Annotated in this window: 18 protein-coding genes and 1 pseudogene; 8 read left to right on the forward strand and 11 right to left on the reverse strand. The window is 69.8% G+C overall.

Annotation, left to right across the window (positions count from 1 at the left end; translation table 11 throughout):
- Positions 1-59: 59 nt before the first annotated feature.
- The 3 genes from rpmF to Q1A98_RS17505 are packed head-to-tail and all read right to left on the reverse strand — an operon-like array spanning position 60 to position 1,822.
- Positions 60-233 (reverse strand): 50S ribosomal protein L32, encoded by a 174-nt coding sequence (gene rpmF, locus Q1A98_RS17495; protein WP_299575833.1) that lies wholly within the window; start codon positions 231-233, stop codon positions 60-62.
- Between the two features lie 21 nt (positions 234-254).
- Complete coding sequence (locus tag Q1A98_RS17500) at positions 255-554, reverse strand: type B 50S ribosomal protein L31 (protein WP_299575835.1); 300 nt, start codon at positions 552-554, stop codon at positions 255-257.
- Positions 551-1,822 (reverse strand): GTP-binding protein, encoded by a 1,272-nt coding sequence (locus tag Q1A98_RS17505; RefSeq protein WP_299575837.1) that lies wholly within the window; start codon positions 1,820-1,822, stop codon positions 551-553. The genes Q1A98_RS17500 and Q1A98_RS17505 overlap by 4 nt, the downstream gene beginning before the upstream one ends.
- A gap of 86 nt (positions 1,823-1,908) precedes the next feature.
- On the opposite strand from Q1A98_RS17505, the gene rpmB reads away from it, so the two are divergent.
- From rpmB to rpsR, 4 genes are read left to right on the forward strand one after another with little or no spacing between them, the layout of a single operon-like run.
- On the forward strand, positions 1,909-2,145 hold the full coding sequence (rpmB, locus tag Q1A98_RS17510) for a 50S ribosomal protein L28 (RefSeq protein ID WP_299575839.1): 237 nt from the start codon (positions 1,909-1,911) through the stop codon (positions 2,143-2,145).
- Positions 2,145-2,315 (forward strand): 50S ribosomal protein L33, encoded by a 171-nt coding sequence (rpmG, locus tag Q1A98_RS17515; RefSeq protein ID WP_253654229.1) that lies wholly within the window; start codon positions 2,145-2,147, stop codon positions 2,313-2,315. Before rpmB ends, rpmG begins: the two co-directional genes overlap by 1 nt.
- A gap of 1 nt (position 2,316) precedes the next feature.
- A complete protein-coding gene (rpsN, locus tag Q1A98_RS17520) occupies positions 2,317-2,622 on the forward strand; it encodes a 30S ribosomal protein S14 (RefSeq protein WP_299575841.1) in 306 nt (101 codons plus the stop codon).
- Between the two features lie 4 nt (positions 2,623-2,626).
- Complete coding sequence (rpsR, locus tag Q1A98_RS17525; protein WP_299575843.1) at positions 2,627-2,881, forward strand: 30S ribosomal protein S18; 255 nt, start codon at positions 2,627-2,629, stop codon at positions 2,879-2,881.
- Here rpsR and Q1A98_RS17530 read toward each other — a convergent pair.
- A complete protein-coding gene (locus Q1A98_RS17530) occupies positions 2,878-3,348 on the reverse strand; it encodes a DUF1772 domain-containing protein (RefSeq protein WP_299575844.1) in 471 nt (156 codons plus the stop codon). The genes rpsR and Q1A98_RS17530 overlap by 4 nt on opposite strands.
- Before the next feature lie 103 nt (positions 3,349-3,451).
- Here Q1A98_RS17530 and Q1A98_RS17535 point away from each other — a divergent pair, with 103 nt between their 5' ends.
- The gene (locus Q1A98_RS17535) at positions 3,452-4,009 is read left to right on the forward strand and encodes a TetR/AcrR family transcriptional regulator (protein ID WP_299575846.1); all 558 of its coding nucleotides are present in this window, start codon (positions 3,452-3,454) and stop codon (positions 4,007-4,009) included.
- Between the two features lie 16 nt (positions 4,010-4,025).
- Here the strand turns inward: Q1A98_RS17535 and Q1A98_RS17540 are convergent, their stop codons facing one another.
- From Q1A98_RS17540 to Q1A98_RS17555, 4 genes are all read right to left on the reverse strand, one after another.
- Positions 4,026-5,003 (reverse strand): acyl-CoA dehydrogenase family protein, encoded by a 978-nt coding sequence (locus Q1A98_RS17540; protein WP_299575848.1) that lies wholly within the window; start codon positions 5,001-5,003, stop codon positions 4,026-4,028.
- The gene (locus Q1A98_RS17545; RefSeq protein WP_299575850.1) at positions 5,000-6,250 is read right to left on the reverse strand and encodes an acyl-CoA dehydrogenase family protein; all 1,251 of its coding nucleotides are present in this window, start codon (positions 6,248-6,250) and stop codon (positions 5,000-5,002) included. Before Q1A98_RS17545 ends, Q1A98_RS17540 begins: the two co-directional genes overlap by 4 nt.
- Positions 6,251-6,313: 63 nt before the next feature.
- Positions 6,314-6,724: a PIN domain-containing protein gene (locus tag Q1A98_RS17550; protein WP_299575852.1), complete on the reverse strand. Its 411-nt coding sequence runs from the start codon at positions 6,722-6,724 to the stop codon at positions 6,314-6,316.
- Positions 6,721-6,972 (reverse strand): type II toxin-antitoxin system Phd/YefM family antitoxin, encoded by a 252-nt coding sequence (locus tag Q1A98_RS17555; RefSeq protein WP_299575854.1) that lies wholly within the window; start codon positions 6,970-6,972, stop codon positions 6,721-6,723. Before Q1A98_RS17555 ends, Q1A98_RS17550 begins: the two co-directional genes overlap by 4 nt.
- Before the next feature lie 91 nt (positions 6,973-7,063).
- Here Q1A98_RS17555 and Q1A98_RS17560 point away from each other — a divergent pair, with 91 nt between their 5' ends.
- Positions 7,064-7,999, forward strand: coding sequence for an AEC family transporter (locus tag Q1A98_RS17560; RefSeq protein ID WP_299575856.1), 936 nt, complete (start codon positions 7,064-7,066; stop codon positions 7,997-7,999).
- Positions 8,000-8,017: 18 nt separating this feature from the next.
- Here the strand turns inward: Q1A98_RS17560 and Q1A98_RS17565 are convergent.
- Positions 8,018-8,905, reverse strand: a pseudogene (locus Q1A98_RS17565) (DMT family transporter); the annotation flags it as partial.
- 39 nt (positions 8,906-8,944) lie between these two features.
- On the opposite strand from Q1A98_RS17565, the gene Q1A98_RS17570 reads away from it, so the two are divergent.
- Both Q1A98_RS17570 and Q1A98_RS17575 read left to right on the forward strand, forming a co-directional pair.
- Positions 8,945-9,499 carry a CGNR zinc finger domain-containing protein gene (locus Q1A98_RS17570; RefSeq protein WP_299575858.1) on the forward strand — a complete coding sequence of 185 codons (555 nt, stop codon included), beginning with the start codon at positions 8,945-8,947 and terminating at the stop codon, positions 9,497-9,499.
- A 9-nt stretch (positions 9,500-9,508) separates the two neighbouring features.
- Complete coding sequence (locus Q1A98_RS17575; RefSeq protein WP_299575860.1) at positions 9,509-10,129, forward strand: DUF1707 domain-containing protein; 621 nt, start codon at positions 9,509-9,511, stop codon at positions 10,127-10,129.
- Here Q1A98_RS17575 and Q1A98_RS17580 read toward each other — a convergent pair.
- Together Q1A98_RS17580 and Q1A98_RS17585 are read right to left on the reverse strand one after the other, a co-directional pair.
- On the reverse strand, positions 10,122-10,928 hold the full coding sequence (locus tag Q1A98_RS17580) for a DUF72 domain-containing protein (RefSeq protein ID WP_299575862.1): 807 nt from the start codon (positions 10,926-10,928) through the stop codon (positions 10,122-10,124). The two genes, Q1A98_RS17575 and Q1A98_RS17580, sit on opposite strands and share 8 nt — an antisense overlap.
- Positions 10,929-10,938: 10 nt before the next feature.
- Positions 10,939-12,933, reverse strand: coding sequence for a VWA domain-containing protein (locus tag Q1A98_RS17585; RefSeq protein WP_299575864.1), 1,995 nt, complete (start codon positions 12,931-12,933; stop codon positions 10,939-10,941).
- Between the last annotated feature and the right edge of the window lie 23 nt (positions 12,934-12,956).

The following is a 12,956-nucleotide window of genomic DNA, read 5'->3' on the forward strand; positions in this document are numbered from 1 at the left end:
GGCCCCGAGGAGACGAATCCTCGAGGCCCCGATCTCGGGCTCAGGTCAACGACCGACTGTCAGCGACGGTCGAGGTCGATGATGCCCATCTGCACGGCCTTCACCAGGCGGCGCGGGACACGCTGGCTGACGCCACCGGCCTTGACCTCCTGCAGAGCCGGGTTGTCGGCCTTCCACTGAGCACGACGACTCCGCGAGTTCGCCCGAGACATCCGCCGCTTCGGTACCGCCATGATCCAGCCCTTTCCTTCACTTCACGATTCGGTCGTGTCGACGTCGCCCTTGTGGCTCGCGCCGGACGACGGCCGTCCGCGGCGCCCGTATCGGCGCTCGAACTTCTGCACTCGTCCTGCGGTGTCCATCACGCGGTGCGCACCAGTCCAGAACGGATGCGAGTCGGACGTGACATCGACAACCACAAGAGGGTACCGGTTCCCGTCCTCCCATTCCAAAGTGACGTCGGACGTGACCGTCGAGCGGGTGAGGAACTGCTTGCCGGTGGACGAGTCGCGGAACACGACAGGGTGGTAGTCGGGGTGGACTCCGGGCTTCATGACTTCTCCTCGTTCTCGTGGATCGGGTGCGGGACGGACGTCTCGCACGGGTCGGCGTGGAACGTGCCGAAGGGGTCGTCCCAGGTCGACCACACGCTCTGACCTGCGGACATCTCGTCGTCGGTGAGGCAGGCCCGGCGCAGTGCTGTGCGGATGGCGTCGGGGTCGGCGCGCCAGACGAGGACGACGAGGCTGGTGTGCCGGTCGCCGAAGTCGGGGTCCCACCTCGCCGCGGCCAGTGCGACGCGTTCGGCATCGACGTCGGCGACCTCGTCGTCGGTCATCGCCGCCAACCAGGGTCCGCCCGTCGCCACGCGCAGGCCGCCGCCGGCGCTCTCCATCCACAGCGCCTCGTCGGGCTGGGTGGCGAGCCACATCCGTCCGCGCGAGCAGACGACGCCATCGAGAAGGTGGTCGAGTGCGTCGTGCAGCCGGCCGGGATGGAACGGCCGGGCGACGGTGAACTCGACGAGCTGCACGCCGCAGTCCGCCTCCAGTGGCGGCGTACCGGCCAGCAACGGGTCGAACGGGCCGACAGTCCGGTCACGACGCGCGCCTAGCGGCATGGCCGCGACGAGGAGCGACACCAGTCGCCCGTCGAGCGGGCGCCCGGGTGCCTCCATCACGACCGGCGCCTCCGGTGCGAGACGGCGGACCACCGCGCCGAACACCGCCGCATCCCAGTTCGCAGGTGCCGCACCGTGCACGACAAGGCCGTCGGCGACGGCGACGTGCCCGACGGCCACCTGGGCGAGCGTCCGCTCGTCGGCGGGGTCGCCGGAGTCGAAACCGGCCTCGGCCGTGGTCAGGTCACCGGTGGCCTCGTCCAGCCAGGTCCCCGCCGAGACGCAGCCGATGACCGCCTCGACGCAGACGTCACGGGCAGCCGGGCCGTCCATCTGCCCCGGCACCCCGACGACGTCGACGTTCTCGATCGCCCAGCACAGAGGCTCCGGCTCGATGAGCGGGTCGAGGGCCACGACGATGCGTTCCACGGTCGACCGGCGATGCAGAGCGCGCAACGTCGGCAGCAGGTCGTGCCGGAGCGCACAGGACACACACCCGTGGTCCAGGTCGATGCGGGTCACCCAGGTCTGCGTGATGCCGTCGGCGTCGACCTGTCGCACGGTCCGGGTGATGATCCCCAGCGACACCTCCACCAGGTCGTGGTGCACCACCGCCGTCCCCGGCACCGACAGGCCCGTCGCGACCGCGTCGACGGCGACCGGGTCGAGCCCGGCCACGACGAACACCGGCGTCTTCTGCACTGGACCTCCTCTTGTTGGCAATGATTGTCGACAAGCGCTACCGTAGCCACAATCGAGAACGATTTCCATTTGCATGAGGAGGGCACGTGTCCGCACGCTGCCAGGTGACCGGGCGGGTGCCCGGTTTCGGCAAGCAGGTGTCGCACTCCCACGTCCGCACGTCGCGACGGTGGGATCCGAACCTGCAGCGCAAGCGCTATTTCCTGCCCAGCGAGGGCCGCACGGTGACGCTGCGGGTCTCGGCGAAGGGCATCAAGACGATCGATCGTGACGGCATCGAGGCTGTCGTCGCGCGGATCCGCGCACGAGGAGAGAAGGTCTGATGGCCGGCAAGAGCACCGACATCCGCCCGGTGGTGAAGCTGAAGTCCACGGCGGGAACGGGATACACGTACGTGACGCGCAAGAACCGTCGCAACGACCCCGATCGCCTGGTGATCCGCAAGTACGACCCGGTCGTGCGCCGTCACGTCGATTTCCGCGAGGAGCGCTGAGGTGGCGAAGAAGTCGAAGATCAACCGCGACCTGCACCGCCGCGAGGTGGTGGCCCGGTACGCCGAGCGTCGCGCGGCACTGAAGGCGATCATCCGGGACCCGCAGGCCGACGACGACTCCCGCGCCGACGCCCAGCTCGCCCTGCAACGGCTCCCCCGCGACGCCAGCCCGACGCGGCTGCGCAACCGCGACGTCGTCGACGGCCGGCCCCGCGGCTACATCGGCAAGGCCGGTGTCTCCCGTGTCCGGTTCCGCGCCATGGCGCACAACGGCGAACTGCCCGGCATCACGAAATCGAGTTGGTGACACCGTGACGAAGAAGCCACCGCGCCGACGGCCCGAGACGGGCAAGCCCGCCGCGCCGAAGCGAAACATCCTGCGCGACCGCGGGATCACCGAGGTCGACTACAAGGACGTCGCCACGCTGCGACTGTTCCTGTCCGACCGCGGCAAGATCCGTGGTCGCCGCGTCACGGGCCTGACGCCACAACAGCAGCGTCAGGTCGCGACCGCGATCCGCAACGCCCGTGAGATGGCCCTGCTGCCGTTCGTGTCGAGCCGCTAGATCGCGACCATCACGAGCAGGGCGACCAGCGCGACGGCCTGCAAGGCGATGCGCAGCGGCGCGACGGAATCCCACCGTCGCTGGAGGTCTCGTGCGTCGGCGGGAATCACGCCGGTGCGCGCGGCCTCCTTCTGGCGCTCGTTGATCGGCTTGGCGACGACCGCGTAGACCGCCAGCCACACGAGAAGCGCAGCCACCGCGACGCCTCCTGCGATCGCGGCGGTCGCACCTCCCCAGACGGCGGCGGCGACGGTCGCCGCGAGCGCGACCACCACGCCGGGCACGCCGAACGCGGGCATCCGTCGATCCGCGAAGTGGTGCCCCCACCCTGCGGCGAGCGTCATCGTCGCGTCGTCCATCCGTCCGTAGGCCGACGTCATCACCGCACCCGCGAACATGTCGGTCCCGTAGACCACCGCATTCGCCATCACCGCGACACCTGCCAGCCCTACCACCACTGCGCTCATCGAACTGCCTTCCGTCGATATGGGTTCTACCGCTGATAGAACCACGCCCGTTCGTCGATGTCTATCGTTGATAGATTTTCTGAACGGCGGTAGATTCCGGCGCATGGCATCGACCGATCGCCGCGCGCGAGAGAGAGCGGAGCGGCACCACCGCATCGTCACGTCGGCCCGCGACCTCGCGGAGGCGGATGGTTGGGCGGCGGTGACGACGCGACGACTGGCGGACGAGATCGAGTACACGCCGCCCGTGCTCTACCAGCACTTCCCCGACGGTCGCGACGGTGTGGTGACCGCGGTGGCCGTCCTCGGGTTCGAGGAGTTCACGGTGACCGCGCGTGCTGCTGTCGACGGCGGCGGCGATCCGCTGGTCGCCCTGGTGGACGCCTACCTGGCGTTCGCGCGCGCCCACCCCGCGACCTACGAGGCGATGTTCTCGCTGGCGGTCGGCGTCCCATTCGCCAGCGAGTCGACGCCCGCCGCGCTGACTGCTGCGTTCGACGTGATCGTCGATGCGATCGGGCCCGACCGCGACGATGCCGGCGTCCGGGCGGAACTCCTCTGGAGCACGTTGCACGGCCTCTGCGAGCTCGAACGGCACAGCCGACTCGATCCACAACAAGCCGACGCCCGACGGGCGCTGGCGATCACCCAGGCACGGTGACCGCCGCCACGGCGGATCAGGCCGAGGCCAGCGCCACCCGCGCGACCTCGTCGTAGGCCGTGGTCTCGTCGCCGAGGAGGAACCGGTCGACCTTCGCGCGACGCCAGTAGAGATGGGCGTCGTGGTCCCAGGTGAAACCGATGCCACCGTGGACCTGGATGAGGGTCTCGGTGGCCTGCTGCGCAGCCGTCGCGGCGAACGCCTTCGCCGCGGCGGAGGCGAGCGGCAGCTCGTCGGGTGAGGCGTCGGCGGCCCAGGCCGCCCACCACACCAGCGACCGCAGCTGCTCGACGGCGACGTAGACGTCGACCAGTGCGTGCTTGACGGCCTGGTAGGACCCGATGGCCCGACCGAATGCGACCCGGTCCTTGGCGTACGCGACCCCGAGTTCCAGTGCGCGAGAGGCGGTGCCGAGACCCTCGGCCGCGAGGACGACACGACCGACCGCGGTGGCTCGCTCCCACCGATCGCGCGCGCCGGCCGCGAGCACCTCGGTGTCACCGAGTGTCACGCGGCCCAGCCCGCGGGTGGGATCGATCGGGTCGGGCGTCTCCACGGTCCCGGATCCCACCACGATGTCGTCACCGACAAGGGCGAGGAACGACGTCGCACCGACCGCGTCGAGGGTGGGTTCGCCGACATCGACCACCGCGAAGGCCGTCGAACCGTCGGCGAGTGAGGCCAGGCGCGTGTCGTCTCCGTCGAGGAGGATCGCGGCCCGCGCGGACGTCACCAGGGACGGTGCGGCCAGCACACGGCCCGCCTGTTCGGCGACGACGGCCAGGTCGAGCACGGAGCCACCACCACCTCCGGCCGCATCCGGGACTGTGATGGCGGCGAACCCGCTCTGCGCCAACTGCTCTCGGCCGGGTCCCAGGCCACTGGAGTCACCGTCGAGGGCGGCGCGGATGGCGTCGGTGGACGTCACCGACCGGAGGAAACCCCCTGCCGCCGAGGCGAGATCGCGCTGCTGGTCGTCGAGGTCGAAGTTCATGCGCGCTGCGCCTCCTTCTGGGCGGGGGCCTCCGAGCCACCGGCGGCGACGGCGATGCTCTCGCGGAACGTGACGTTCTTGTCGGCGCGCGGCTCGGGCGGCAGGCCGAGGACCCTCTCGCCGATCACGTTGCGCAGCACCTCGTTCGTGCCGCCCGCGATGGCCAGACCGGGCAGGCTCGCCTGGATCGCCTGCCACTGTCCGCCGCCTTCGGCCGCGAACGCACCGTCGCCGCCGAGGAGTTCGACGGCGATGTCGGCGAGTTCGCGCGCCGTGGCCGTGCCCGACAGCTTGCCGGCGGACGCCTCCGGTCCCGGCATGTCGCCGCGGCTGATCGCCGACAGCTGCCGATACCCGGTGTAGCGGGTCGCGAGCGCCTCCGCGAACGCGCGGCCGAACCGCTGCCGGACGACGCCCTGACGCGCCTCGGGAAGGGAGGACAGGTGCTCGGCGACGTGTGCGGCGACCGCGTCGGGCGAGATGCCGAGCTCTCCGCCGCCCCCGCCGAGCGAGAAGCGTTCGGCCATCAGGGTGGTGATGGCCACCGACCATCCGGCGCCGACGTCGCCGAGACGTTCGGAGTCGGGGATGACGACGTCGTCGAAGAACACCTCGTTGAACTCGGCGCCGCCGCTCATCTGGCGTAGCGGCCGTGCGGTCACGCCGGGCGCCTTCATGTCGACGACGAACATCGTGAGCCCCTTGTGCTTCGCGACGTCCGGGTCGGTGCGGGTGAGCAGGATGCCGTAGTCGGCGAGGTGGGCGACCGTCGTCCACACCTTCTGCCCGTTGACCACCCAGTCGCCGTCGGCGTTGCGGACCGCGCGGGTGCGCAGCGCGGCGAGGTCACTGCCCGAGGCGGGTTCGCTGAAGAGCTGGCACCAGATGTCGTCGGCCCGCAGCAGTCGCTTGAGGTAGCGGTCCTTCTGGTCCTGGGTGCCGTGGGCGATGACCGTCGGACCGCACATGCCGATCCCGATGAAGTTCACCAGGCCCGGTGCGCCCGCCCGCGCGAGTTCCTGGTCGACGATGGCCTGCTGCATCGGGGTGCCGCCGTGACCGCCGGCCTCCGTCGGCCAGGTGACACCGACGAGACCCCCGTCGTAGAGGACGGCCTCGCGCTGTCGCGAGCGGACGTCGTCGTGACCTCGGTCGCTGCGGTCGCCGAGTTCGTCGCGGTGCTCGGTGATGAACGACCGCACCTTCTCGCGCCAGGCCGCCTCGTCCGGGGTGTCCTCGAAATCCATCGCGCCCTTCCGTGGCCGCCGGCACGGCCTCACCGCCACTGTACGAGCGGGCAGTGAGCGGCGTCACAGGGTGGTGATGTCCACCAGCGTTTCGAGACCCGACACGTCTGCGGGATTGCGGGTGACCAATACGAGCCCGTGTGCGGCAGCAACGGCCGCGATCATCCGGTCGATGACGTGATTGCGTGGGCTTCGGCCGACCTCGATCGTGGCGCGCGCGATCCGCCCGAACTCGAGCGCGGCGGAATCGTCGAACACGAGGCCGGCGCCGAACAGGTTGGTGACCGCATCCAGCCGATCCTGGCGACGGGCACGGTCGGCGCCGTCGACGGTCGCGAGACCCATTCGCATCTCGGCGTAGCTCAGCGAGCTCACGAACAGTTCGTCGAAGCGGGTCAGATCGGGGGCCGCCTCATCGGGATTGCGCATCGCGACGAGTACCGACGTGTCCAGCAGCGCGCGACGCCTCGTCATGCCCAGGGATCGTCGGTCTCGACATCTCGGGTGTCCTCCACCTCGGCGCTCCACGCGTCGTCGACAGGGGTCCGCGTCAGCACGGCGACGAGGTCGGCCGGCGAGACCCCCCGCGCCTCCCGGTGTGGGGCCAGGTCTGCGACCGGCCGATTGTGGCTGGTGACGACCAGCGTCTTCCCCTCGCTCACAGCCTTCAACGCGGGCGCAGGGTTCTGCCGCAACTGCGCGATGGGGACTGTCTCCGTCATGACGACATCGTAGGCCGAGTGAGTAGACATATGTCTACTGGTGGCCGTGCCCGACGATCCGGTGATGCGGAGCGCCCGTAGGATCCCCCCGGTGTCCGGAGTGGTCCAGGGGTTCACCGTCATCTTCATCCTCATCGGGGTGGGATGGGTGCTCGGACGGTCCGGGACGCTCGGACCCGACGCGCACCAGACCTTGTCGCGGTTGGTGTTCTTCGTCTTCACACCGGCTCTGCTGCTGCACTCGCTGTCGGACACCGACGTCGCACAGATCTTCTCCACGACGCTCGTGATCGCCGGTGGCAGCGCGTTCGCGGTGGGTGCGGTCTACTTCGTCCTCGCCCGGACGGTGCTGCGACGGCAGGTCCCCGAGGCGGTGATCGGTGCGCTCTCGTCGAGCTACGTGAACAGCGCGAACCTGGGCATCCCCATCGCGATCTTCGTGCTCAAGGACGCGACGTTCGTCGCGCCGCTGCTGCTGTTCCAGATCATGATCTACTCCCCCATCGCGCTGACGATGCTCGACCTGACCGCCCTGCGGTCCGGCGCCGGTCGGATCACGCTGCGGGACACGGTCATCGCTCCACTGACGAACCCCATCGTCATCGGCGGCCTCATCGGACTGATCATCTCGCTGGCCGGGGTGACGCTGCCGCAGGCGGTGTCGGAACCGATCCAGATGCTCGGCGACGCATCGGTTCCCGGTGCGCTGCTCGCGTTCGGGCTCTCGCTGACGGGCGTCAGCGTGCTGCGCAAGGGCGACAACCCCCGTCGCGACGTCGCGCTGGCGTCGGTCATGAAGATGATCGTGCAGCCGATCCTGGTGTTCGTGCTCGCGTACTTCCTGTTCGACGAACGCGGCCACAACCTCTTCGCGCAGGTCGTGATCGCGGCGCTACCGACCGCGCAGAACGTCCTCGTCTACGCCACCCGGTACCAGCGCGGGGTGGTGCTCGCTCGCGACAGCGCCCTGGTCACCACCATCGTGTCCATCCCCGTCATCGCCGTCATCGCCGCGCTTCTCGCCTGACTTCACCGCGATCACGCCGACGAGGATCAGCGCGCCCCCGCCGAACTGGACGGGCCGGGGAAGCTCGGCGAGCAGGACCCAACTCCACACGACGCCGGCCACCACCTCGCTGAGACCGACGAACGACGCCACGCGCGGTCCGAGTCGTCGTGCGGCGAGGACGCCGGTGACGTACGCGGTGGCCGCGGTGACGACGCCGAGCACCGGCACGGCGACCCATGGGGACATCTCGACGCCCGCATAGGCGACGTCCGCGGTCCCGACCGTCATCGGCATCGCGCCGACCGCGCCCAGCAGGGCGAGGACGACGGTGCCGACCACCAGCCCCGCGGCGGCGAGTGCCAGTGGCGGCAGTCCGGACCGGTCGTCGGCGCTGATCAGGAAGTAGGCGGCCGCGCCGACCATCGCGCCGAACGCCCATGCGACCCCCGTCCCGGTCACCGCTGTCGACGCGGACATCAGGTCGAGGACGAGCACCAGACCGAGCGCGCAGACGCCGACGCCGGCACCCGTGACGGCCGAGGGCCGCTGCCCACGCCGCACCCAGAGCCAGAGCACGACGGCTGCGGGTGCCGTGTACTCGATCAGGAGGGCCGGGCCCACCTGCATCGACCGGACCGCGGAGAAGTAGCAGAACTGTGCACCGGCCACCGCGAGCAGGCCGTACGCGATCACCGTCGCGGCGTTGCGCCGCAGGAGCGACCACCGACCGCGCAACGACGCGACACCCACCGGGAGGACGACGAGCGCGCCCACCGCGATGCGCAGGGTGACGACGGCGCCCGGCGACCACCCGCTCTCGAGCATCGGGCGGGCGATCGCGCCCGACAGGCCGAACGAGAAGGCGGAGACGAGCGCGATCACCAGTCCCACCCCGAAACGACTGTCATGACCCATCGATCGCATGGGTGATGACGCTAGGCGCCATCGCGGTAATGTGTCAACGTGGTTTTCACCGATGACACTGAGCTGTCGCTGCAGGCCGCGGTGGCACTGGCCAACACCGCGGAAGACCCCGACACCCTGACCACCGTGGACGACCTCGGCGGGTTCGTGCGTGACCAGGGATTCACCGGACGCATCGACGGCGACGTCGCGGAGCTCGACGCGGTCCGCGCGGCTCGGCCGCGGCTGAGGGAGCTGTTCACGGCCACGACCGGCGACGCGGTCGGCCTCGTCAACGACATCCTCGCCGAGTACCGGGCCACGCCGCGGCTGGTCCGCCACGACCGGCAGGACTGGCACATCCACGCCGTCGACGACGAGGCGCCTCTCGCCGCGCGGATGCTCGTCGAGGCCGCGATGGCGATGATCGACGTGATCCGCGCCGACGAGATGTCGCGGTTCTCGATCTGCGCGGACGACACCTGCCAGGCGTTGGTGATCGACCTGTCCCGCAACCGATCCCGTCGCTACTGCTCGACGACGTGCGGCAACCGGAACGCCGTGGCGGCCTACCGGTCCCGGCAGCGCGGCGACGGGAACGGCTCCGGTCGATAGGGTCGGCGTATGAGCGATCTGCCCGCCGACCGGCCCGGGGACCGGCCCGCGATCCGTGTCTCCGACGCCGACCGTGGTCGCGTCCACGACATCCTCGCTGCGGCGATGGCCCAGGGGTATCTCAGCCCCGGCGAGTACGAGACGCGGGCGGGCGCGGCCGTCGCGGCACGTACCACCGAGGATCTCGCGCCCCTCACCGCCGACCTGCGCGTCGACGCGATCGCGGGATCGGTGCCGTCGTCCGCACCGTCCGGCCGGGCCCCGGTCCAGCGACTGATCGCGGTGATGAGCGGATCGGAACTGGCCGGTGACGTCGCGGTTGCCGGGACGCTGACGGCGGTCGCGTTCTGGGGCGGGGTCAGCATCGACCTGCGTCAGGCGCGATTCACCACCGGCACGCTCGACATCCAGGCGACGGCGGTGATGGGCGGCATCGAGATCGTGGTCCCGCCCGACGTCGAGGTCGACGTCCGAGGGGTCGGCATCATGGGCGGGTTCGATCGTCGCGCGTCGGGACCGGGCAGCCGTCCCGGCGGCCCGCGGGTCACCATCACAGGTCTGGCGTTCTGGGGCGGGGTGTCGGTGGAGCGCAAGGGTCCGCCGCGCGAGAAGCGCAAGCGGCTCAGCTGAGCCGGTCGAGGAGTCCGCGAGCGTCGAACGGCGCGTGCACCTTCACGTCGTTGTCGAAGTAGGCGTGGATGTCGCCGCGGCGACGTCGTAACCGCTGCGCCCACGCGTCGAGCGAGTCGCCGGAATAGCCGCTCTCGTAGAGCTTCTCGTCACCGTGCAGGCGAGAGTAGGAGAAGTCCGCGGTCTTCTCGTCGATCACCGGGTACCGGCCGGCCGCATCGGCGAGGACGATGGCGACCCCGGCGTCCCGCATCACCCGCACAGCCCTGCTCGACTCGAAACTGGGGTGTCGGACTTCCACCGCGTGCCGCACCGGGCGGTCGGCGTCGGTCTCGGTCCAGTCCCGCCCGTCGAGTCGTTCGTCGTGATGTCTCGCGAGGTCGGCTGCGGCGCTGGTGGTCCGGGGCAGTCGGTCCAGGAACGAGGCGAGGACCTCGGCGTCGAACTGCAGGGTCGGCGGCAGCTGCCAGAGGACCGGCCCCAGCTTGGCGCCGAGCGCGAGCACACCCGAGGCGAAGAAGTTCGCCAGCGGGGTGTCGACATCCTGCAGCTTCTTCATGTGGGTGATGAACCGCGGGCCCTTCACCGCGAACACGAAGTCGTCGGGCGTCTGATCGGTCCAGCGGCGAAAGCTGTCCGGCTTCTGCAGCGAGTAGAAGGTGCCGTTGATCTCGACCGAGTTCAGCGTCGACGACAGGTATTCGAGTTCCCGTCGCTGGACGAGGCCCTTCGGGTAGAAGGTGCCCCGCCAGGGCGGGTACACCCATCCCGAGGTGCCGACGCGGACAGTTCGTGTCACCTTTCCCCGACTACCCGCGACGGCCCCGTCGTGACCCCAGGTAGTCACCGACGACCGCGGCACCGAGGCCGTCGATGTCCGGGGCGACGACGCGTCCGCCGATCCGTCGGGCGATCTGGTCGATGAAGCGTTCCAGGCTCGGGTCGTCCCCGAGACGGAAGATGGTGACCTGTGCACCCAGACGCGAGATCGCGTCGAGTTCTCGGACCGTCATGGCCAGGGTCGCCGGGTGCGGCGGGTAGTAGAAGAACGGCTCGCCGTCGGGTTCGAGGTGGGCTGTCGGCTCACCGTCGGTGACGATGAGCACCACCGGTTGCGCATTCGGGTGCTTGCGCAGGTGCCGCCCGGCCAGCATCAACGCATGGTGCAGGTTGGTGCCCTGCTCCATCCGCGGCTGCAGCCCGGTCAGTTCGGCGATGTCGATGGTGCGGGCGTGCCGACCGAACGCGATCAGCGACAGTTCGTCGTTGCGGAACCGGGTGCTGATCAGGTGGTTCAACGCCACTGCCGTCCGCTTCATCGGCAGCCAGCGCCCCTCCATCTCCATGGAGAACGAGGTGTCGACGAGAAGGACGACGGCCGCCTTCGACCGGGCCTCGGTCTCGGCGACCTCCACGTCGCGGACGTCGATGCGCACGCCCTCGCGGGCCAGATCGACGCCGGCACCGCCGGGTTGCTCGGTGATGGTGCGCCGCACGGCATTGCCGACGGTCGCGGTGACGTCCCACGGCTCGGTGTCGCCGAACTCCCATTCGCGGGTCGCCCCCGTCGGTTCGCCCGAAGCGCCGGTGCGACGTGTCGCGCGGTCGCCCTTGCGGCCGGAGAGCTGCTCGGCGACGTCACGGAAGATCGACTGCCCCAGCTGCCGCATCGCCTTCGGAGACAACTGCAGGTTGCCGTCGGCGTCGCGGTGGAAGATGTTCTGTTCCTTGAGGGCCTTCTCCAACTCGGCGAGGGTGCGCGCATCCGCCGACGCCTCGGGGCCGAGCTGACGTGCCAGCGCGTCGAGGTCGATGTCGTCCATCTGCGCACCGGCGTACTGCTGCGAAAGCTGCTCCGAGAGCGCCTCGAGCTCGGCGAGGTCGGACAGGGCACCGGCGCCCTGACCCATGCCCATCCCCTGCTCACCGGTGAAGTCCGCCGAGTCACCCCACCCCATGTCGGGACGGGCCTGGCGCAGTTGAGAATCCATCTGCGCCAGCTGGTTCATCAGTTCCGGCGACCCGAACGCCTGCTGGGCGAGCTGGTCGAGCTCGGCACGTTGCTCGGGTGACAGCGAGTTGTAGAACGCCTGAGCCGCGGCAGCCCGCTTGGCGAGCGCCTCGACGAGTTCCTCCGTCGACTGGGGGTTGTCGGGGAAGTACTGACCGTGCTTCTCCATGAACTCGTCGAACTGCTCGGTGGTGTCCTCACCGCGGTTGTGCGCTGCGAGAAGCTCGTTGAGGTCCGAGAGCATCTCCGAGATGGCCTGGCGATCGGCGTCGGTCGCGTTCTCCAGCGCGTCCTTCATGCCCTGGAACCGCTGGTCGAGCATCTCGCGACCGAGCAGGTCGGAGATCTTGTCGTAGTCGGCTTTCGCCTCCGGCGAGCGCCACTGGTAGTCGGAGAGCTCCTGCACCGCCTGAGCCGTCGACGGGGGCAGGTTCCCGATCTGCATCTCGGCGAACCGCGCCTCGTCGTCGAGGTCGCGCGCGAGTTGCTTGCGCTCGTTCAGCACGGCCGAGTCGAGGAGTTCGCGGATCTCGTCGAAGGTGCCGTCGAGGTTGTTCTTCTCGAGCAACTCCTTGCGACGCTTGTTGATCTGCTCGCGCAGCTTGTCCAGCCCGCGCATGTCCTGCGTACCGCGACGCAGGTACTCACGCATCGCGCGCTGCGGCGACGCCCCGGCCATGATGTCCTCGCCGATCTCGTCGAGGGCGGACCGCAGGTCGACAGGTGGGGCGAGCGGATCGGGGCCGCCACGGTAGCGCTGGTAGGAGGAGCGGTGGAATCTGTTGCGTGCCATCAGGTGATGCTCTCCGTGATGCT

The organism is uncultured Williamsia sp., from assembly GCF_947494875.1.
Taxonomy (GTDB): Bacteria; Actinomycetota; Actinomycetes; order Mycobacteriales; family Mycobacteriaceae; genus Williamsia_A.